This window comes from Streptomyces sp. NPDC029159 (assembly GCF_055564055.1).
In genome coordinates, this window is the sequence record NZ_JBVHWT010000009.1 from 145877 (window position 1) to 167152 (window position 21276).

15 protein-coding genes are annotated in these 21276 nt (G+C 74.2%); 5 read left to right on the top strand and 10 right to left on the bottom strand.

The window, feature by feature from the left end; translation table 11 throughout:
* The first annotated feature begins 1 nt into the window (after nt 1).
* Entirely contained in the window at nt 2-859 is an 858-nt protein-coding gene (locus ACZ4U4_RS19280; protein ID WP_467875557.1) for a phosphatase PAP2 family protein, read from the top strand.
* A 22-nt stretch (nt 860-881) separates the two neighbouring features.
* On the opposite strand, the gene ACZ4U4_RS19285 is transcribed toward ACZ4U4_RS19280, so the two are convergent.
* Nucleotides 882-1367, bottom strand: a complete 486-nt coding sequence (locus tag ACZ4U4_RS19285) for a winged helix-turn-helix transcriptional regulator (RefSeq protein WP_467875559.1) — start codon at nt 1365-1367, stop codon at nt 882-884.
* 92 nt (nt 1368-1459) lie between these two features.
* On the opposite strand from ACZ4U4_RS19285, the gene ACZ4U4_RS19290 reads away from it, so the two are divergent.
* Complete coding sequence (locus tag ACZ4U4_RS19290) at nt 1460-2200, top strand: DUF899 domain-containing protein (protein ID WP_467875561.1); 741 nt, start codon at nt 1460-1462, stop codon at nt 2198-2200.
* Nucleotides 2201-2319: 119 nt separating this feature from the next.
* On the opposite strand, the gene ACZ4U4_RS19295 is transcribed toward ACZ4U4_RS19290, so the two are convergent.
* Both ACZ4U4_RS19295 and ACZ4U4_RS19300 read right to left on the bottom strand, forming a co-directional pair.
* A complete protein-coding gene (locus ACZ4U4_RS19295; RefSeq protein WP_467875879.1) occupies nt 2320-3933 on the bottom strand; it encodes an amidohydrolase in 1614 nt (537 codons plus the stop codon).
* Nucleotides 3934-3986: 53 nt separating this feature from the next.
* Nucleotides 3987-5543, bottom strand: a complete 1557-nt coding sequence (locus tag ACZ4U4_RS19300; protein ID WP_467875563.1) for an APC family permease — start codon at nt 5541-5543, stop codon at nt 3987-3989.
* A gap of 166 nt (nt 5544-5709) precedes the next feature.
* Between ACZ4U4_RS19300 and ACZ4U4_RS19305 the strand changes: the two genes are divergently transcribed.
* Nucleotides 5710-6318 (top strand): TetR/AcrR family transcriptional regulator C-terminal domain-containing protein, encoded by a 609-nt coding sequence (locus ACZ4U4_RS19305; protein WP_467875566.1) that lies wholly within the window; start codon nt 5710-5712, stop codon nt 6316-6318.
* 82 nt (nt 6319-6400) lie between these two features.
* On the opposite strand, the gene ACZ4U4_RS19310 is transcribed toward ACZ4U4_RS19305, so the two are convergent.
* From ACZ4U4_RS19310 to ACZ4U4_RS19320, 3 genes are all read right to left on the bottom strand, one after another.
* Nucleotides 6401-9424, bottom strand: coding sequence for a bifunctional [glutamine synthetase] adenylyltransferase/[glutamine synthetase]-adenylyl-L-tyrosine phosphorylase (locus tag ACZ4U4_RS19310; protein WP_467875569.1), 3024 nt, complete (start codon nt 9422-9424; stop codon nt 6401-6403).
* A 56-nt stretch (nt 9425-9480) separates the two neighbouring features.
* Complete coding sequence (gene glnA, locus ACZ4U4_RS19315) at nt 9481-10842, bottom strand: type I glutamate--ammonia ligase (protein WP_467875571.1); 1362 nt, start codon at nt 10840-10842, stop codon at nt 9481-9483.
* Between the two features lie 312 nt (nt 10843-11154).
* A complete protein-coding gene (locus ACZ4U4_RS19320) occupies nt 11155-11976 on the bottom strand; it encodes an alpha/beta fold hydrolase (RefSeq protein ID WP_467875880.1) in 822 nt (273 codons plus the stop codon).
* Nucleotides 11977-12677: 701 nt separating this feature from the next.
* Here ACZ4U4_RS19320 and ACZ4U4_RS19325 point away from each other — a divergent pair.
* Nucleotides 12678-14282, top strand: a complete 1605-nt coding sequence (locus ACZ4U4_RS19325) for a multicopper oxidase family protein (RefSeq protein WP_467875574.1) — start codon at nt 12678-12680, stop codon at nt 14280-14282.
* Nucleotides 14283-14441: 159 nt separating this feature from the next.
* Nucleotides 14442-16196: an NAD+ synthase gene (locus tag ACZ4U4_RS19330; protein ID WP_467875577.1), complete on the top strand. Its 1755-nt coding sequence runs from the start codon at nt 14442-14444 to the stop codon at nt 16194-16196.
* 13 nt (nt 16197-16209) lie between these two features.
* On the opposite strand, the gene ACZ4U4_RS19335 is transcribed toward ACZ4U4_RS19330, so the two are convergent.
* From ACZ4U4_RS19335 to ACZ4U4_RS19350, 4 genes are all read right to left on the bottom strand, one after another.
* Complete coding sequence (locus ACZ4U4_RS19335; protein ID WP_467875580.1) at nt 16210-17436, bottom strand: MFS transporter; 1227 nt, start codon at nt 17434-17436, stop codon at nt 16210-16212.
* 307 nt (nt 17437-17743) lie between these two features.
* Nucleotides 17744-18760 (bottom strand): endonuclease/exonuclease/phosphatase family protein, encoded by a 1017-nt coding sequence (locus ACZ4U4_RS19340; protein ID WP_467875882.1) that lies wholly within the window; start codon nt 18758-18760, stop codon nt 17744-17746.
* A gap of 239 nt (nt 18761-18999) precedes the next feature.
* Nucleotides 19000-19608: a TetR/AcrR family transcriptional regulator gene (locus ACZ4U4_RS19345; RefSeq protein WP_467875582.1), complete on the bottom strand. Its 609-nt coding sequence runs from the start codon at nt 19606-19608 to the stop codon at nt 19000-19002.
* Nucleotides 19605-21224 (bottom strand): MFS transporter, encoded by a 1620-nt coding sequence (locus ACZ4U4_RS19350; protein WP_467875585.1) that lies wholly within the window; start codon nt 21222-21224, stop codon nt 19605-19607. Before ACZ4U4_RS19350 ends, ACZ4U4_RS19345 begins: the two co-directional genes overlap by 4 nt.
* Nucleotides 21225-21276 lie beyond the last annotated feature (52 nt).

The window sequence follows — 21276 nt, forward strand, 5'->3', positions numbered from 1 at the left end:
TATGGGTGAAGCGCATGTGAGGACCATCGACGACCGGCCGGCCAGCCCGCCGCCGCATGGTGCGACCGCGAAGCGCCCTCCCCGCCCGAGCCGGATGACCCGGCTGCGGGCCCCCCGCGCGCCCCGGCTGTGGTTCGAGATCCTGCTCATCGCGCTCAGCTACTGGACGTACTCGCTGATCCGTAACGCGGTGCCCGAGCAGGAGGCGAAGGCGCTGCGGAACGCCGACTGGATCTGGCAGGTCGAGCACACCCTCGGCATCGCCGTCGAGCACACCGTCAACCACGCGGTGAACGCCGTGACCTGGCTGATCGTGCCGATGAACTACTACTACGCCACGCTGCACTTCGTGGCGACGATCGGCGTGCTGGTCTGGCTCTACCGCTGGCACCCGGGCCGGTACGCCGCCGCCCGGCTGGCGCTCTTCGCCACCACCGGCGTCGCGCTCGTCGGCTACTACTTCTATCCGCTGGCGCCGCCGCGGCTGATGGCCGACGGCGGGTTCGTCGACACCCTCGTCCAGCACAACACCTGGGGCTCGATGGCGTCCGGAAACCTCGCGTCGATGTCGAACCAGTACGCCGCGATGCCGTCGATGCACATCGGCTGGTCGCTGTGGTGCGGTCTGACGGTGGCGCTGCTGGCCCGCCGGGCGTGGGTGAAGACGGTGGCGCTGCTCTACCCGTTCCTCACCCTGCTGGTGATCGTCTCCACCGCCAACCACTTCTGGCTGGACGCCTTCGGCGGCGCCCTGTGCCTGCTGTTCGGCTTCGCGGTGGCCTTCCTCTGGTACGGGACGCTGCCGCACCATCTGGCGCGGCACGCGGTGGGGCGGGAACGGGAGCTGGTGCGGGTCTGAGCGGGGCCGGGGCGGGCCCGGCTCAGCGGCGGAGTCCGCGGAGGCGGCGCTGCTGCTCGCCCGCGCCGGGGCCGGCCACGGCCCCGATCTGCGTCGGCTCCGGCATCTGCCCGCACCGGTCACAGCGGGCGGCCAGGTGCACCGGACCACCGCAGTCGGCGTGCTCGAACAGGACCGGCGGCCCGTCCGGCGCCGCCCACCGGTCGCCCCACTCCGTCAGCGCGATGATGACCGCCGCGAGTTCGCGTCCCTTCTCGGTGAGCACGTACTCGCGGCCCGTGGCCCCGCCCTCGGGCGCGCGCAACTCCATCAACCCGTCGGTCACGAACCCGTCCAAGCGCTTGGCGAGGATGTTCGACGCGATCCCCAGCCGACGCTCGAACTCGGTGAAGCGGACCGTCCCCGCGAAGACCGCGTTGCGGATGATCAGCAGACTCCAGCGCTCGCCCACCAACTCCAGAGCGCGCGCCGCGGAACAGTTCTCGCGTTCGTACATCCGGCCCAGCATTTCTCGATGCTAGCCGACGGTTACTTGCGTGATGCAAGTCACTCTGCCTAGCCTGCTGGCCTCACGCCAGCTGCATCGAACTGGGGGATCTCATGAGCCTTCCGCAGATCGTTTCGCGCGACGAGTGGCTCGCCGCCCGCAAGCACCTGCTGGAGCGGGAGAAGGAACTCGTCCGCGCCCGCGACCGGCTGAACGCCGACCGGCGGCGGCTGCCGATGGTGCGGATCGACAAGGACTACCGGCTCACCGGGCCCGAGGGCCGGGTGAGCCTGCTCGATCTGTTCGACGGCTGCCGGCAGCTCATCGTCCACCACATGATGTTCGATCCGGCCTGGGAGCGGCCCTGCGGCAGTTGCACCGCCATGGCCGACGGACTCAGCGACGGCGCCCGCGCCCAGCTGCGCACCCGCGACACGGCCTTCGCGGCCGTCTCCCTCGCGCCCCACCCGAAGCTGGAGAAGGTACGCACGGACCAGGGCTGGACGTTCCCCTGGTACTCCTCGTACGGCAGCGAGTTCAACTACGACTTCCATGTCACCCTCGACCCCGCCGTGCGCCCCACCTCCTACAACTACCGCGACGCCGACGAACTGGCCGGCGCGGGCATGGCATGGATGGTGGACTTCACCGGCGAACAGCCCGGCATCAGCAGCTTCCTGCGCGACGGCGACACGGTGTTCCACACCTACTCGACCTACCACCGCGGCGTCGAAGTGATGATGCCGGCCTACCCACTGCTCGACATCACCGCGCTGGGCCGGCAGGAAGCGTGGGAAGAGCCCGAGGGCCGGGCCCCCCTCATCCACCCCCAGGACCCCATCCTCGGGCGCTGACCGGGCGCAGCCGGGGCACCATCTCTACGCCGCGTCCGCGATGACGTCCTGTCCCCCGGCCGGTGACCGGGGGACACAGCGGCCGGGGCCGGGGCGGTTGCCCCGGCCCCGCTCTCCGTTCAGCCGCGGTGGGTGATGCGGCCGCCGGACATCGTCAGCCGGACGGGGGCGGCGGCGACGTCGTCGGCGGGGGCGGTGACCGGGTCGACGGCGAGGGCGGTGAGGTCGGCACGGTGGCCGGGGACGATCCGGCCCGCCTCGTGCTCCTCGCCGACGGCGAGCGCCGCGTGGGTGGTGCAGCCCTCCAGCGCCATCAGGCCGGTCAGGGCCTGTTCGGGGGTGACGGGCGCGGTGTCGGGGTGGCCGGCGGGGCGGCGCAGCCGGGCGGTGGCGAGGGTGGCGCGCGGGTCGTGGTGGGCGATCGGCCAGTCGGAGCCGAGGACGAGGACGGCGCCGGCGTCGCGCAGATCGCGGCAGCGCCAGGCGCGTCCGGCGCGCTCCTCGCCGACCCGGCGGGACCAGGCGTCGGTGTGGTCGGCGCGGGTGTAGGCGGTGTGCAGCGGCTGCATGGAGGCGGCGACGCCGAGCGCGGCGAAGCGGGGCAGCTGGTCGGCGGGGACGGTCTCGATGTGCTCGATGCGGTGGCGGAAGCCGGTCGTGTCACAGGTGGAACCGAGGAGTTCCACGGTGTCGAGGGCGTGGCGTACCGCGGCGTCGCCGATGGCGTGGGTGGCGGTGCGGACGCCGGCGCGGGCGAGGTGGTGGACGGCGCGGGTGTACGCGGCCGGGTCCGGCCAGAGGGCGTCGGTGGACTCGCCGTGGCAGTCCGGGTGCTCCAGCCAGGCGGTGCCGCCCTCGACGGTGCCGTCCATGAAGAACTTCACGCCGCCGACCCGCCACTGGCGGCCGTGCAGTTGCTGGAGGGCGACGAGGTGGTCGAGGCCGTCGGTGTCGATGCCGGGCATGCACCAGGGGGCGAGGCGGAGGCGGACGGGGAGGTGGCCGTCCGCCTCGATGGCGTCGAGGAGTTCGGGGACGCCGGGGCTCTGCATGTCCATCACATGGGCGCCGGTCAGTCCGGCGGCGGCCATCTCGTGCAGCGAGGCGAGCAGCCGGGCGCGGCGCTGTGCGGGGTCGGGCAGCGGGACGACGTCCGCCAGCAGCTCCATCGCGGCGTGTTCGATGAGGTGCCCGGTGGGGCCGTCCGCGTCGCAGACGACGCTGGCGCGCTGGGCGAAGGTGCGCGGTCCGGTGACCCCGGCGGCGGCCAGCGCCGCGCCGCTGGCCAGCGCGGAGTGGCCGTCGTAGAGGCGGAGGAAGGCGGGGGCGCCGCCGAGGGCGTCCTCGATGAGGGCGCGGTGGACGGGCTGGTCGCCGAAGGCGTTGTGGTCGAGGCCCCAGCCGGTGACCCAGCCGCCGGGCGGCAGGTCGCGGGCGGCGGTGGCGAGGGCGGCGCGGAGCTGGTGGAGGTCGCGGACGGCGGTGAGGTCGGTGCCGTCGGACATGTCGACGCCCCAGACGGGGTGGCTGTGGCCGTCGACGAGGCCCGGGGTGAGGGTGGCGCCGCCCAGGTCGACGACCTCGGTGGCCGCGCCCCGCCAGTCCCGTACGTCGGCGTCCTCCCCGACCGCCGCGATCCGGCCGTCCTTGACGGCGACGGCGCCCGCCCAGGGGCGCCGCGGGTCGAGGGTGCGCACCCGGGCGCCGGTCAGCACGGTGTCGGCGGCGGTCAGCGGGGCGGGGGATGCGGTGGGCACGGGGCCTCCTCGGTGGTGGTGGGGCGGTGTCAGGGGTGGTCGGTGGGGCGGGTGGTTCCGGGGACCGGCGCGGGGTCGCCCGCCCCGCCCGTCGCGCCGTCATCGTCGTCGGCTTCCGCCGGATCGGCGGCGAACCCCTCGTACACGGCGGGGCGGCTGCGCCGGATGCGCCGGGCGAAGGCCAGGCCGAGGAGGAAGGCGGCGGGGACGAGGAGGACCAGGACGGTGTTGGTGGTGAGCGGGGCGGCCGTCATCAGGTCGATCTTGGAGATGACGAGGCCGAGGGCGCCGGTCATCAGCACGGCGGCGGCGAGCGGGGCGATCCGGGTGCGCCAGACGCCCTCGCCGTGGGTGAGGCGGCGGAAGAAGAGCGGGACGGCGGCGGCGGTGAGCGCCTGGAGCGCGAGGAGCCCCAGCATGCCGGGGGTGTTCATCCACAGCAGCAACTGCCGGTACGGGTCGGCGCCGGCCACCGCGAACCCGGCGACGACGAGGACGGCGAGGGCGCTCTGCACCGCTCCGGCGACGTACGGGGAGCGGTTGCGGGGGTGGACGCGGCCGAGGGCGGCGGGCAGCACGCCTTCCTGGGCGAGGGAGAGGGCGTAGCGGTTGATGGCGTTGTGGAAGGCGAGTTGGGAGGCGACGATGCTGGTGACGATGAAGATGTGCATCAGGTCGGTGGCCCAGGCGCCGACGTAGCGGGTGGTGGCGGAGAAGAAGAGTCCGGCCGGGTCGTGCAGGGCGGCGGCGACGATGCGGTCGGGGCCGTACGCCTGGACGATGATCCAGATGATGAAGGCGTAGAAGAGGCCGAGGAAGGCGACGGCGACGTAGGTGGCGCGGGGGATGGTGCGGCCCGGGTCGCGGGCCTCGCGGCGGTAGATGGCGGTCGACTCGAAGCCGGTGAAGGCGGCGAACGCGAAGGCGAGGACGGCGCCGGTGCCGGGCACCAGGACGTGCGCCGGGGTGAAGGAGTCGGCGCCGAGGCCGTGCGCGCCGCCGTGCAGCAGGACGCCGCCGGCCAGCAGGACGAGGATGCCGGTCTCGGCGACCAGCAGCACGCCGAGGACCTTGGCGCCGAAGTCGATGCTGCGGTGGCCGAGGTACCAGACGAGGGCGATCCCGGCGAAGGCCAGCGGCGGCCAGGGGAGGTGCACGCCCCAGAAGGCTTCGAGGGCGTCCTGGGTGGCGGTGGCGAAGAGCCCGTGGACGCCGATCTGCATGCCGTTGTACGCGAGGAGGGCGAGGGTGGCGGCGCCGAATCCGGCGGGGCGGCCCAGTCCGCGGGTGATGAAGGCGTAGAAGCCGCCGCCGTGGCGGACGTGGCGGGCCATGGTGGTGAAGCCGACGGCGAAGAGGGCGAGGGTGGCGCCGGCCAGGAGGTAGCCGACGGGGGCGCCGAGGCCGCCGGCGCCGATGGCGACGGGTGAGGTCCCGGCCATGACGGTGAGCGGGGCGGCGGCGGAGATGACGAAGAAGGCGATGTCGGCGGCGGAGAGGCTGCCGCGGCGCAGCGTCGGCTGCGAGGTGCCGGGTGGCGCGGGGCGGGGCGGGGCCCCTTGGGAGGTGGTGGCGGGTGCGGCCATGGCGTGCGGGTGCCCTTCTGCGGCGGAGGAGGAGGGCGGCCCGGTGCGCGGGAGGGGTGGGCACGGCAACGGGACCGCAAGGAATTTAACCTAAAGCCTTTCGGTTTTTGCACCGTAACCCCCGCCCGTACGATTCGGGAAGACCTCACGGGCGGGAGAAGACGACATGGCGAGGCCGCGGACACCGCTGCTGGACCGGGCACGGATCGGCGCGACGGCGCTGCGGCTCGTGGACGAACAGGGCGATTTCAGCGTGCCGCAGATCGCCCGGGAACTGGGCGTGCGCACGGCCTCCGTCTACCACCACGTCGACGGCCGGGCCGGCGTCATCGAGCTGCTGCGCGAGCACGTCGGCGCCGCCATCGACGCCACCACGCTGGAGATCACCCCGTGGGACGCGGCCCTGGAAGCCTGGGCCCGCAGCTACCGCGCCGCCTTCGCCGCACACCCCCGCACCATCCCGCTGCTGACCGTCTCCCCCGTCCGCGCCCCGCGCGTACTCGCCCTCTACGAGCGGGCCTGCGGGGTGCTGCTGGACGCCGGGTTCGCCGCGCCGGAGGTGATCCCGGTGATCGTCGCCGTGGAGAACGTCGTCCTCGGCTCCGCCCTCGACCTCGCCGCCCCCGAAACGATGTGGGAGGTCGCCGACCCCGCCGACACCCCCCGCCTCGCCGCCGCCACCGCCCAAGCGGGCCCGCACCGCGCCGACACCGCCTTCGAACTCTCCCTGACGGGGGTGCTGGAGCGGGTACGGGGGATGCGGGAGGGGCGGTAGGGCGGGGGGATTACGTCAACGGGCCCGGCCCCCAAGGCAGTTCACGGAAGCCTCCCGCCCCCGCCGCGGCCCCGCGGAAGGCTCACCCCCCGTAGAACACCTCCTCCACCACCGCGCGGGCGCGGCGGGTGATGCGGCGGTAGTCGTCGAGCATGTCGCCGACGTGGCCCTCCTCGTAGCCGAGGTAGCGGCCGACGGCGGCCAGTTCGCGGGCGTCGGCGGGGAAGGTGTCGCCGGGGCGGCCGCGGACCAGCATCACGCCGTTGCGGACGCGGGCGGCGAGCACCCATGCCTCGTCGAGGATCTGGGCCTCCTCGGTGCCGATCAGCCCGGCCTGGTGGGCGGCGGCCAGGGCCTCGCGGGTGCGGGTGGTGCGCAGGCCGGGCAGTTCCCAGCCGTGCCGCATCTGGAAGAGCTGGACGGTCCACTCGACGTCGCTCAGGCCGCCGCGGCCCAGCTTGGCGTGGGTGGTCGGATCGGCGCCGCGGGGCAGCCGCTCGGACTCCATCCGGGCCTTGAGCCGCCGGATCTCGCGGACCGCGTCCTCACCCAGGCCCTCGACGGGGTAGCGCAGCGGATCGATCAGGTCGATGAAGCGGCGGCCCAACTCGGCGTCGCCCGCGACCGGTTCGGCGCGCAGCAGCGCCTGCGCCTCCCACGTCAGCGACCAGCGCCGGTAGTACGCCGCGTACGAGGCGAGGGTGCGCACCAGCGGGCCGGAGCGGCCCTCCGGGCGCAGGTCCGCGTCGATCGGCAGCGGCGGGTCGGCGGAGGGGAGTTGGAGCAGGCGGCGCATCTCGTTGGCGACGGCCTGGGCGGCCTTGGCGGCCTCCTGTTCGTCGGCGCCCTCGCGCGGTTCGTGGACGAAGAGCACATCGGCGTCCGAGCCGTAGCTCAGCTCGTGGCCGCCGAAGCGGCCCATGCCGATCACCGCGAAGCGGGTCGGCAGGGTGTCGCCCCAGCTCTCGCGGACGGCGGCGCGCAGCGCGCCGGCGAGCGTCGCGGCGTTCAGATCGGAGACGGCGGAGCCGACCGTGTCCAGCAGCCGCCCGCGGTCCTCCTCGGCGGGGTGGTCCTCCGTGCCGTACGCGCCGATCAGGTCGGCGGCGGCGGTGCGGAACAGTTCGCGGCGGCGCACCCCGCGGGCCGCGGCCACCGCCGCCTCGGCGCCGTCCGCGCGGCCGACCGCCGCCAGCACCTCCTGCTCCAGGGCGAGGCGGCCGCGCGGGCGCAGCCCGTCGGCGGCGCCGAGCAGCGCCACCGCCTCCGGCGCGCGCAGCAGCAGGTCGGGGGCGAGGCGGCCGCCGGACAGCACCCGGGCGAGGTTCTCCGCGGCGGCGCCCTCGTCGCGCAGCAGCCGCAGGTACCAGGGGGTCTTGCCGAGCGCGTCGGAGACCTTGCGGAAGTTGAGCAGTCCGGCGTCCGGGTCGGCGGAGTCGGCGAACCAGCCGAGCAGCACCGGCAGCAGCGTCCGCTGGATCGCCGCCTTGCGGGTCACCCCGGACGCCAGCGCCTCCATGTGGCGCAGCGCCCCGACCGGGTCCGCGTAGCCGAGCGCTTCGAGGCGCTGGCCCGCGGCCTTCGCCGACAGCCGGGTCTCGCCGGGCTCCAGATGGGCGACGGCGTCCAGCAGCGGGCGGTAGAACAGTTTCTCGTGCAGCCGCCGCACCTCGCGGGCGTGCCATTTCCACTGGGCGCGCAGCGCGTCGACCGGTTCGGTGCGCAGCCCCAGCGAGCGGGCCAGACGCCGCAGATCGGCCTCGCCCTCGGGCATCAGATGGGTACGGCGCATCCGCTGGAGCTGGATGCGGTGCTCCAGGGTGCGCAGGAAGCGGTAGGCGGCGTCGAGGGCGGCGGCGTCCTGGCGGCCGACGTAGCCGCCGGCGGCGAGCGCGGCGAGGGCGTCGAGGGTGGTGGGGCTGCGCAGCGTGGCGTCGCTGCGGCCGTGCACCAGCTGGAGGAGCTGGACGGCGAACTCGACGTCCCGCAGCCCGCCGGGCCCGAGCTTCAGCTCCCGGTCGACCTCCGCGACGGGGATGCCCGCGATCACCCGGCCCCGCATCTGCCGGACGTCGGTGACGAAGTTCTCCCGCTCGGCGGCCTGCCACACCAGCGGGGCGAGGGCGTCGACGTACGCCCGTCCCAGCTCGGGGTCGCCCGCCGTCGGCCGGGCCTTCAGCAGCGCCTGGAACTCCCAGGTCTTGGCCCAGCGCTGGTAGTAGGCGAGGTGGCTGCTGAGGGTGCGGACCAGCGGGCCGTTGCGCCCCTCGGGCCGGAGGTTGGCGTCGACGGGCCAGATGGTGCCCTCGGGGGTGACGTCCGAGCAGACCCGCATCAGCCGCGCGGCCAGCCGGTTCGCGGCCTGGAGCGCGGCCGCCTCCTCGGTGCCCTCCTTGGCCTCGCCGACGAAGACGACGTCGACGTCGGAGACGTAGTTCAGCTCCCGGCCGCCGCACTTGCCCATCGCGATGACGGCGAGGCGGCAGACGGCGGCGTCGCCCGGCGCCTCCTCGGAGGCGATCTGCAGGGCGGCGCGGAGGGTGGCCGTCGCCAGGTCGGCCAGCTCGGCGGCGGCCTCGCTGACGTCGGTGGTGCCGCACACGTCGCGGGCGGCGATGCCCAGCAGGGCGCGGCGGTAGGCGATCCGCAGCGCGTCCGCCCGCGGCAGCACGGAGCCCTCCTCGCCCCAGACGCCCTCGGCGAGCGCCTCCTCGAACTCCGGGGTGGCCGGGTGGAGATCGGCCGCCTCGTACGTGACGAGCGACTGCCAGTCGCGCGGGTGGCGGGCGAGGTGGTCGGCGAGCGCCTCGGAGGCGCCCATGACGCCCAGCAGCCGGTCCCGCAGCGGCTTCGCGGTGACCAGCGTGGCCAGCAGCCGCTGCCGCTCCGCCTCGTCCTGCGCCTCGACCAGCCGGACCAGCCCGAGCAGCGCCTGGTCCGGGTCGGCGACACCGGCGAACGCCTCCAGCAGCACCGGGTCCTCGTGCACGGGGGCGAGTTCGGGTGTCTGCAGCAGCCGGGTGGCGGCCGACGGGTCGGTGAAGCCGTGGCGCAGCAGCCGGGTGAAGGTGCTGCTCCGCCGGCCCTGCGAAGCGGGTTGTGCCATGGCGGGCGCCTCTCGGGTCCGCCCGGCCGCCGGGCCGGGCGACGGCGGGGTTCGGGTTACAGGACCGGCAGCATCTTGCGCAGCTCGAAGGCGGTGACCTCGGAGCGGTACTCCTCCCACTCCTGCTTCTTGTTGCGCAGGAAGAAGTCGAAGACGTGCTCGCCGAGGGTTTCGGCGACCAGTTCGCTGCGCTCCATCAGGTCGATGGCCTCGCCGAGGTTCTGCGGCAGCGGCTCGATGCCCATCGCGCGGCGCTCGGCGTCGGTCAGCGCCCAGACGTCGTCGTCGGCGCCGGGCGGCAGTTCGTAGCCCTCCTCGATGCCCTTGAGTCCGGCGGCGAGGAGGACCGCGTAGGTCAGGTACGGGTTGGCGCCGGAGTCGATGGAGCGGACCTCGACGCGGGTGGAGCCCATCTTGCCGGGCTTGTACATCGGCACCCGGATCAGCGCGGAGCGGTTGTTGTGGCCCCAGCAGATGTACGAGGGGGCCTCGCCGCCGGCGCCCGCGGTGCGGTTGGTGCCGCCCCAGATGCGCTTGTAGGAGTTGACCCACTGGTTGGTGACGGCGGAGATCTCCCCGGCGTGGCGGAGCAGTCCGGCGATGAACGACCGGCCGACCTTGGAGAGTTGGTACTCGGCGCCGGACTCGTGGAAGGCGTTGCGGTCGCCCTCGAAGAGGGAGAGGTGGGTGTGCATGCCGGAGCCGGGGTACTCGGAGAACGGCTTGGGCATGAACGTCGCCTGCACGCCCAGCTCCAGCGCCACCTGCTTCATGACCAGCCGGAACGTCATGATGTTGTCGGCGGTCGCCAGCGCGTCGGCGTACCGCAGGTCGATCTCCTGCTGGCCGGGGGCGCCCTCGTGGTGGCTGAACTCCACGGAGATGCCCATCGATTCGAGCATCGTGATCGCCTGGCGGCGGAAGTCCATGCCGACGTTCTGCGGGGTGTGGTCGAAGTAGCCGGAGGAGTCGCCGGGGGTGGGCCGCCGGCCGTCCACCGGCTTGTCCTTGAGCAGGAAGAACTCGATCTCGGGGTGGGTGTAGAAGGTGAAGCCGAGGTCGGAGGTCTTCGCCAGGATGCGCTTGAGGACGTAGCGCGGATCGGCGTACGAGGGGGAGCCGTCGGGCATCAGGATGTCGCAGAACATCCGGGCGGTGCCGGGGCCTTCGGCGCGCCAGGGCAGGATCTGGAAGGTGCCCGGATCCGGCTTGGCGATCATGTCGGACTCGTAGACCCGGGCGAAGCCCTCGATGGCGGAGCCGTCGAAGCCGATGCCCTCGTCGAACGCCTGCTCAAGCTCGGCGGGTGCGACCGCCACGGACTTCAGGAACCCGAGCACATCGGTGAACCACAGCCGTACGAAACGGATGTCACGCTCCTCCAGCGTGCGGAGCACAAACTCCTGCTGCTTGTCCATGGTTCACCAATCCTTGCAGGTCAATCAGCCCGTCCCACGTGTGGGATCACATCGTGTGGCACACCAGTATCACGCGCGGGGGTTACCGTCACATTACGCACCCTTGGCCTGATTCAGAACCGCCCGGCCGTGTCCTCGGGCCCTCACCCGTCGTGTCCGGGGCGCGCCCGGTGAGCCCGCCATGGTCAGCGTGGGGCGAGCGGGCGCCGTCTGTCACGGCCCGCGGCAGGGCAAACCGGCGGCTTGGCGCACTCCTGACCTCCCGCAAAGGCGCCGTTGACCCGCCCATGGCGTGCCGGGGTGCGGCCCCGGTCACAGCTCGCGCACGGCGCGGGCGACGGCGTCCGGCGCGTCGGCCATCAGCAGGTGTCCGGCGGGCGCGGCCACCACGAACCGGCCACCCAGCTCCGCGGCGAGTTCCCGCTGCCGCTCCAGCCATCGCAGCTCACGGGGGGTCTCCCCGCCGCCGTACGCCGCGAGGACCGTCACCGGTACGGGTGGCAGCGCACGCGCCGGACGGAGCGCCGCCACCTCCGCCGCCTGGTAGGGGTGGGCGGCGTTCTCCAGCGCGCAGGCGCGGACGACCCGGCTGGTGCGGTACGTGGTGCGCTCCCAGGGGTGTGCGGGGTGCGGGCCGAGCGCCCCGGCGCGGGAGATCAGCCGGCGGCCGGCCGGGCCGAGGACGCGGGGCAGTCCGGCGGCGGAGGCGGCGTCCGCCACGCCGCCCGCCCAGGCGTGCCGGACGGCCCGCGGCAGCACCGGGCGGGCCGGGTCGGCGAGGGAGCCGTCGGCGAGGACGAGGCCCGCGCAGCGGTGCGGATGGAGCCGGGCGAACGCCTCGGCGTGGAAGGCGGCCATGGAGTGGCCGACGACGGTGGCCGGGCCGGGGTGGCCGAGCGCGTCGAGGACGTGGGCGATCCGGTCGGCCTCGGCGGCGGCGGTCGGCGGGCCGGGCGCGGGGGCGCTCAGGCCGAGGCCCGGGCGGTCGAAGCGGATGACGGTGCGGTCGGGGGCGAGCAGGGCGGCCACCGCCTCCCAGTCGAACCAGGCCATGCCGAGGCCGCCGCAGAGCACCACGGCGGGGCCGGTGCCCTCCCGGAGGACGTGCAGCGGCACGCCGTCGACGCGCAGCATCCGGCCGGGCGGCGCGCCGGGGCCCGGGCCGTCCGTGGTGTCCGCACCGCGGGGCCGGTCCGGCGCGCGGTCCGGGCCGCCGGGGAACGTGTCCTCGTGGCGGCCGCTCCCGCGGCTGCCGCTGTCGTGACTGCTGCCCCTGCTGCGGTTCATCCGCGGCCTCCCGCTCATCCGTCTCGCACCGCCCCCGGCCGCGCCCTGCTCGATTCCTTCCCGCCCGGCACCCCATTTTCCCGCCCGCCCGGCCCTGAGATTTTCCCGCCCCACGCGGTGATTCTCCCGTGGGCCGAGGCGGGGCCGGTGGGAGCGGGTGCACGGGGCGGCGCGCGGGGCCGTGCGCCGCAGGTGTGCGCCGGACGCTCCGGGCGGCGTCGGCGGAGGGCGCCCCGCCGCCCGGTGGATACCCCGTGGGGGTAACGACCCGGAGTGGCGGATGACCCCGGAGGGAGGAGCGGCGTCCGGGTGGGCGCCGTGACGCCGCGGATTCCCGGGTCCCAGGTCGTAAGGTGCCCCGCGAGGCACCACCCGACCGCCGGGTCCGCCGCACGCCGTCACCGGCATCCGTCCGCCACCCCCAGCCACCCTCCCTCCACCCACTCCCCCATCGGCGATTTGTCCGCATTCATCCGCTTTTGCTCCACGCTTGTCCCCGTCTCGTCCGCCCAGCCGGCCGTGCACCCACCGACACCCCGAGGTACTCCATGCGACCTGAGCGCCCCTCCCGTCCCCAGTCCGAACCGTCCGCCCGCCCCGCCGAACCCGGGCGGCGGGCACTGCTCGGCGCGGGAGCCGCCGCCGTCGCCGCCGGGCTGCTCGGCACGGGCGGCACCGCCGTCGCCCGCCCGGCCGCCGGCAGGGGCGCGGCGGCCGCCTCCGACGACGTCCCGCCCGGCTACGTCACGCCCGGCGGCCCCCGGGTCCACGACGCCGAGAAGCGGCGCGGCAACGGCCCGGTGCGGCAGCTGTCCCTGCTCGCCACGCCCGCCCTCGTCCAACTCGGCGGCCGCACCGTCCACACCTGGGCCTACGACGGTTCGCTGACCGGCCCGGAGATGCGGGTGACGGCGGGCGAGACCCTGGCGGTCGACTTCGCCAACAACCTGCCGCAGGCCACCACCGTCCACTGGCACGGCATGGCGCTCCGCAACGACATGGACGGGGCGCCCGGCATCACCCAGGACCCGGTGGCGCCCGGGGAGACCTTCACGTACCGCTACGCCACGGTGCGGCCGGGCACGTACTGGTACCACCCGCACGTCGGCGTGCAGCAGGACCGCGGCCTGTACGGGGCGCTGATCGTCGACGATCCCCGGGAGCCGCTCGCGTACGACAAGGAGTGGGTGGTCGTCCTCGACGACTGGGTCGACGGGATCGACGGCTCCACCCCGGACGCGATCCTCGACGAGCTGAACCACGGGGAGCACCACAGCGGCCACGAGATGCGGGCCGCCGCGAAGGAGGAGAAGAAGAAGGAGGGGCCGTCGCGGATCCTGGACCACGCCCACAGCGATCTGCTCGGCGGTATGGCGGGCAACGTCGACTACCCGCTCCACCTGATCAACGGGCGGACCGCGGACGACCCGCAGACCTTCACCGCCTCCCCCGGCGACCGCATCCGGATCCGGATCATCAACGCGGGCGGCGACACCGCCTACCGGGTGGCGCTCGGCGGGCACACCATGACCGTCACCCACACCGACGGCCACCCCGTCGAGCACGCCGACACCGACACCCTGCTACTCGGTATGAGCGAGCGCTACGACGTGCTGGTCACCGCCAAGGACGGCGTCTTCCCGTTCACCGCGCTCGCCGAGGGCAAGAACCACCTGGCCCAGGCGGTGCTGCGGACCGGCGGCGGCGCGGCGCCCGGCCCCGGCACCCGCCCCAAGGAGCTGGACGGGAAGCTGGTCACCGCGTTCGATCTGGACTGTGCGGAATCGGTTCGGCTGCCCGACCGCGCGATCGACCGCAGCCACCAGCTGGTGCTGACCGGCTCGATGCGCCGCTACGACTGGGCGATCAACCACGCGCCCTTCAAGCCGTCGCAGCGGTACGCCGTCCGGGAGGGCGAGCGGGTGGAGCTGGTGTTCCGCAACCACACCGGGATGTGGCACCCGATGCATCTGCACGGCCACGCCTTCGAGCTGGCGTACGGCGGGGCGCGCAAGGACACCGTCATCGTGCGCCCGGGCCACACCATCCGGGTCCACCTGGACGCCGACAACCCGGGCCTGTGGATGCTCCACTGCCACAACGTGTACCACTCGGAGAGCGGCATGATGACGGTGCTCGGGTACCGCGACTAGCCCGGCACGTACGGGAGTTGAGGACGGCGGCCCGGGCTTCACGGGCCGCCGCCCCCGCCCGGCCGGGCGCCCGCGCCCCGTCATCCGCCCGTAACGCGGGCGCCGGGCCCGTAACCTTCCCGACCCCTCCCCCGCCGGGTGGGCGAATAAAATGGTGGGGTGCCTCAGCTTCGGCTCGCCCTGAACCAGATCGACACCTGTGTGGGCGCGCTCGCGCGCAACACCGGGACGCTGCTCCGCCGGGCCCGGGCCGCCGCGGAGCAGGGCGCGCACCTCGTCGCCTTCCCGGAGATGGCGCTGACCGGCTACCCCGTCGAGGACCTCGCGCTGCGCCCGTCGTTCGTCGAGGCGAGCCGGGCGGCGCTGGCCGAGCTGGCCGGGCGGCTGGCCGCCGAGGGGCTGGGCGACCTCCCCGTCGTCGTCGGCCACCTCGACCGCGGCGCACCGGAGCCGGCGCGCTACGGGCGGCCCGCCGGGGCGCCGCAGAACGCGGCGGCGGTGCTGCACCGCGGCCGGGTCGCGCTGCGTTTCGCCAAGCACCATCTGCCCAACTACGGCGTCTTCGACGAGTTCCGGTACTTCGTGCCCGGCGACACGCTGCCCGTGGTGCGGGTGCACGGCGTCGATGTGGCGCTGGCGATCTGCGAGGACCTCTGGCAGGACGGCGGCCGGGTGCCCGCCGCCCGCACCGCCGGGGCCGGGCTGCTGCTCTCCCTCAACGCCTCCCCCTACGAACGGCACAAGGACGACACCCGTCTGGAGCTGGTGCGCCGCCGGGCCCGGGAGGCCGGGTGCACCACCGCGTACCTGGCGATGACCGGCGGCCAGGACGAGCTGGTCTTCGACGGCGACTCGCTGGTCGTCGCGCCCGACGGCCAGGTCCTGGCGCGGGCCGCGCAGTTCGCCGAGGAGTGCCTCCTGGTCGATCTGGAGCTGCCCGCGGCCGCCGCCGAGCCCCCGTCCGGAGTGGTCGACGACGGGCTGCGCATCGACCACGTCACCCTCTCCGCCGACCCGCTGCCCGCCTACCCGCCGCAGCACCCGGGCGGCACGGCGGAGCGGCTGTCGGACCTGGACGAGATCTACGCCGCGCTGGCCTGCGGCGTGCGGGCGTACGTCACGAAGAACGGCTTCCGCAGCGTGGTGCTGGGCCTGTCCGGCGGTATCGACTCGGCGCTGGTGGCCACGCTCGCCTGCGATGCGCTGGGCGCCCGGAACGTCCACGGCGTCGCGATGCCGTCCGCGTACTCCTCGGAGCACTCGCTCACCGACGCCGCCGAACTGGCCCGCCGCACCGGGCTGGCGTTCCGTACGGTGCCGATCGGGCCGATGGTCGACGTGTACCTGGCGTCGCTGGGGCTGAGCGGGACGGCGGAGGAGAACCTCCAGTCGCGGGTGCGCGGCACCACGCTGATGGCGCTCTCCAACCAGGAGGGCCACCTCGTCCTCGCGCCCGGCAACAAATCCGAGCTGGCCTGCGGTTACTCCACGCTCTACGGCGATTCCGTCGGCGCGTTCGGGCCGATCAAGGACGTCTACAAGAGCGACGTCTACGCGCTGGCCCGCCGGCGGAACGCCACGGCCACCGAGCGGGGCACCACCCCGCCGATCCCGGAGCACATCCTCACCAAACCGCCCAGCGCCGAACTCCGCCCCGGCCAGCTCGACACCGACACCCTCCCCGACTACGCCGTCCTCGACCGGATTCTCGCGCGCTACGTCGACGGGGACCGGGGGCGGGCCGAGATCGTCGCCGAGGGGTTCGACGACGAGCTGGTGGTGCGGGTGCTGCGGATGGTGGACGCGGCGGAGTACAAGCGGCGGCAGTACCCGCCGGGCACCAAGATCTCCGCGAAGGGCTTCGGCAAGGACCGGCGGCTGCCGGTCACCAACCTGTGGCGGGAGGGCGGCTGACCGCCGACGCCCGTCAGCCCCGCCGGCCGGCGGGGGCCGGTGCCGCGGCTTCGTCCGGGGCGCCGCCGCGGGCCACGACGCGGGAGGCGTCGCCCCCGTCCCTGCGGTCCAGGAGTCCGGCGGTGACGGCGACGGCCAGCCCGGCGGCGGCCAGCACCGCGCCGACGAGGGCGGGCGAGGTCCAGCCCCGGTGCGCCGACAGGGCGAGGCCGCCCGCCCAGGCGCCGCCCGCGTTGGCGAGGTTGAACGCCGACTGGTTGGAGGCGGCGGCCAGCGTCGGCGCGCCCTGCGCCTTCTCCATCACCAGCATCTGCAGCGGGGTGGTCGTCATGAAGCCGACGGCGCCGATCAGGACGACGGCGGCCAGGACGAGCGGCTTGTGCGGCGCGGCCAGCGGGAAGAGCGCGAGGACGGCGGCGAGGGCGGCCAGCGAACCGTAGAGGGTGGGCCGCAGCGCCCGGTCGGTGAGCGGTCCGGCGGCGAGGGCGCCGAGCGTCATACCGATGCCGAAGAGGGCGAGGACGACCGTCACGGAGGTCTCGGAGAAGCCGGTGACCTCGGTCAGCACCGAGGCGAGATAGCTGTAGAAGGCGAAGACCCCGGCGAAGCCGAGGACCGTGGTGAGCAGCCCGAGCAGCACCTGCCGCCCGGCGAGGGCGCGCGCCTCCCGGCCGAGTCCGGTGCGCTCCCCGGCGGGCAGCGGCGGCACCAGCCGGGCCAGCGCCGCCATCGCGACGAGGCCGATGCCCGCGACCACGAGGAAGGTGGCGCGCCAGCCCAGATGCTGGCCGAGGAGGGTCGCGGCGGGCACTCCGACGATGTTGGCGACGGTCAGGCCGAGGAACATCGTGGCGACGGCGCGTGCCTGCCGCCCCTCGCGCACCAGCCGGGCGGCGACCACCGCGCCGACGCCGAAGAACGCACCGTGCGGCAGGCCCGCGAGGAGCCGCCCGGCGACCAGCAGCGGGAAGTCGGTGGCGAGGGCGGAGGCGAGGTTGCCGGCGGTGAAGAGCGCCATCAGCGCCACCAGCATCGGCTTGCGGGGGACGCGGGAGCCGAGCGCGGTCAGCAGCGGGGCGCCGATGACGACGCCGAGCGCGTAGGCGGAGACGAGGTATCCGGCGGTGGGGACGGAGGTGCCCAGATCGTCCGCGACGTTGGGCAGCAGGCCCATCATCACGAATTCGGTGGTGCCTATTCCGAAGGCCGAGATCGCGAGCGCGAGCAGAGCCAAGGGCATGGGAGACCTTTCGGAGCGGTGGGCGGGCGGCGGGCACGGGGCGTCCGTACGGGCCGCGCCGCCGGATCGCCTCGGCCAGGACGACGTAAGTTCGGGGACGGAACAAAGTCTGGCAGGTCCGGAATTCCGGCGGGTGACGGCGGTGTGACCTCGGGGTGTGCCGTTGCGCACGGTGGGGGTGGGCCGCGGGGCCGTCCCCTACGGGTCGGCGGGCGCGTCCCTCACGGGCCCGGCCCGGCTCCGTACGGCCCCGGACATGCCGGAGCGGGCGGAACGTCGCCGTTCCGCCCGCCCGGTGCCGGTGGGGTCAGGAGCCGCCGGTGAGGTTGATCGAGGCGGCGATCGGCAGATGGTCGCTGCCGGTGGCGGGCAGCGTCCAGGCGGACACCGGCTCCAGGTCCCGGGTCATGATCTGGTCGATCCGGGCCATCGGGAACGACTGCGGCCAGGTGAAGCCGAAACCGTCGCCCGCCGCGCCCTGCGCCGAGCGCATCTGGGAGGTGACCGGCGCCAGCGAGCGGTCGTTCATCGTGCCGTTGAGGTCGCCGAGGAGGACCACCCGGTGCAGCGGCTCCTGCGAGACGGCCTTGCCGAGCGCGGCGGCGCTGTCGTCGCGCTGGCTGGCGGTGAAGCCCGCCTTGACCTTGACCCGCACCGAGGGCAGATGCGCGACGTACACCGCGATCTTCTCGCCGTCCGGCGCGGTCAGCGTGGCGCGCAGCGCGCGCGTCCAGCCCATCTTGATCGGCACCGCCGCCGCGTCGGACAGCGGCCGCTTGCTCCAGAGCCCGACGGTGCCCTTGACCGCGTGGTACGGATACGCCGCCGCGAGGCCCTTCTTGTAGGCGGGCAGCGCCTGGGCGGTGACCTCCTCCAGGGCGACGACGTCCGCGTCGGCGGCGACGAGGTCGCGGGCGGTGCCCGCGGGGTCGGGGTTGCCGGCGTCGACGTTGTGGGTGAGGAACGTCAGGTCGCCGCCGGTGCCCGACTTGCCGATGAGCTGGCCGCCGAAGAGGTTGGCCCAGGCGAGGACCGGCAGCACCAGCGCGACCAGCGCGGTCGCCGAGCGGCGGACCACCGCCAGCAGGAGCAGCAGCGGGATGGCCAGGCCCACCCACGGCAGGAACGTCTCCAGCAGGCTGCCGAGGTTGCCGACGGTGTTGGGGACCTTGGCGTGCAGCAGCATCAGCAGACCGAGCGCCACGGCCAGCACCGCGAGGACGATGCCGCGCCGCCACATCCGCTCCGGCCGCCACCACCTGCGCAGACGCTCGGCCCGGGAACCGGTCCGTTCAGGGCCGGGTCCCTGCTCCGGCTCCGTCATGTACGCCTGCGTCATTCCGCTTCCCTCACTGCTCTGTTCCGCCGCGGCCTCGACTCCGCCCACCGACCCTAGGTGATCGTGGGACGGTGCTTTTCCACCCTTAGTGACGAGGCGCCCACGGCGGAAAGTTCCGGCCGCGCCTCCCGCACCGCATGCTGTGACAGAACGGGCACATGCCTCCGTCCACCCCGGCGCGCGGCACCCGCCGGGCGCCCCCCGCGTCATTCGGGCGCCGTGCGTCAGGGGCGTGGGCGCACCCCCTCCAGCACCGTGTCGACGATCTGCTCGGCGAGCCCCTCGGGCAGCGCCGTGCGCTCGTCGATCAGGGCCCGCGCCAGCATCGGGCCGACGAAGAGATCGGCGAGCACATCGACCTCGCGGTCGGCGCGGATCTCGCCCCGCGCCATGCCCCGCCGCAGCACGGCGTGCACCGCCTCGCGGCGGGCCCGTATGACCGTCTCGTGGTACTCGCGCCAGACGGCGGGCTGCGCCTGGACGTGGGTGAGGACGGTGCGCAGCACAGCGGAGTGGCGTTTGACCAGGCCACGGCGGCGCAGATGCTCCAGCAGGGCGACGAGGTCGTCGCGGACCGAGTCGCCGCGCGCCGGGGGGAGGTCGTCGTCCAGGGAGCGGATGACGTCCAGGAGGAGGGCGTCCTTGCCGGACCAGCGGCGGTAGACGGTGGCCTTGCCGACGCCGGCGGCGCGGGCGATGCCCTCCATGGACAGGTCACCGATGGAGGCGCCCTCCTCGATCAGGCGCAGCACCGCCTCGACGATGGCGGTGTCCGCCGCGGCGGAGCGGGGACGGCCGCGGCGCCCGTCCCCCGCCGCCTCCGGGCCGGTCACCGCGGGGCCCGTTCGGTCTCGTCCCCGTCCGGGGCGGCGACGGACACGGCGGGCGCCGGGCGGCCGGGCAGGAACACCGCGACCACCACGGTGCCGATCAGCGCGGTGCCGGACGCGACGAGCGCGGTGAGGTGCATGGCGTGGACGAAGGCGTCCTGCGCGGCGGCCACCAGGGGCCGGCCGGCGGGGCCCAGCCGGGCGGCGACGCCGAGGGTGGCCTCGATGGACTCGCCGGCGGCGTGCCGCACCGGACCGGGGAGCCCGGGGACGGCGTCGAGGGTGCCCTTGATGGAGTCGCGGTAGGCCGTGGAGAGCACCGAGCCGAGGACCGCGACGCCGAGGGTCCCGCCGACCTGCCGGAAGGTGTTGTTGAGCGCCGAGCCGGACCCGGCCTTCTCACGGGGCAGCGCCTGCATGATCGAGACGGTGACCGGGGGCATGATGTGCGCCGAGCCGGTGCCCTGGAGGAAGAACAGCACCTCCATCACCCACAGCGGGGTGGTGGCGTCGAGCAGCAGCAGTCCGGCCATGGTGACGGCGACGGTGAACATCCCGGCGGTGCACACCGCGCGGGCGCCGAACCGGTCGACGGCGTGCCGGGCCCGCGGCGCGAAGATCATCTGGGCGGCGGCCAGCGGCAGGATCAGCATCCCCGACTCCAGCGGGGTACGGCCGCGCACGCTCTGCACGTAGAAGACGATGAAGAAGGTGACGCCCATCAGCGCGAAGAAGACCAGCGCCATGGCGGCGACGGCGGCGGAGAAGGCCGGGTTGCGGAAGTAGTCGATGTCGATGGACGGATGGTCGCTGCGCCGCTGCTGGAGGACGAAGAGCGTAAGGACGGCGAGGCCGCCGAGGACGGTGGAGACGACCTCGGGATCGGTGAAGTCGGCGAGCCGGCCGCCCTGGATGATGCCGTAGACCAGCAGGACCAGGCCGACGACGGAGAGCGCGACGCCGACCGGGTCGAGGCGGCCGGGCGCCGGGTCGCGGGAGTCGGGCACCAGGAAGACCATCGCGGCCAGGGCGAGCAGCACGATCGGGACGTTGATCAGGAAGACCGAGCCCCACCAGAAGTGGTCGAGCAGCAGTCCCCCGGCGATCGGGCCGATGGCGATGGCCAGACCCACCCCGCCCGCCCAGATGCCGATCGCCTTGGGCTGCTCCTCGCGCTCGAAGACGTTCATCAGGATGGCGAGGGTCGCGGGCATCACGAAGGCGCCGCCCAGGCCCATCAGGGCGCGGAAGACGATCAGCTCGACGGGCGAGGCGGCGAACGCGGCGAGCACGGACCCGGCGCCGAACACCGCCAGCCCGAACAGCAGGACCTTCTTGCGGCCGAGGCGGTCGCCGAGCAGCCCCGCGGTGAACAGCAGCCCGGCGAAGACCAGGGTGTAGGCGTTGATCGCCCACTCCAGCTCGCTCTGGGTGGCGCCCAGACCGGCGGGCGCGGGGGTGGCGATGGTCTTCATCGCGACGTTGAGGATCGAGTTGTCGAGCACCACGATCAGCAGGCTGAGCATGAGCACGGAGAGGATCACCCAGCGGCGGCGGTGCACGGCCGCGCCGGCCCGGCCGGGGCGCGGGCCGCCGGAGCGACTCGGGGAGTTGGCCATACCGGCCAGCGTACGCCTTTCGATACGGGTCCGTTCCGTATCGATGTTCGAC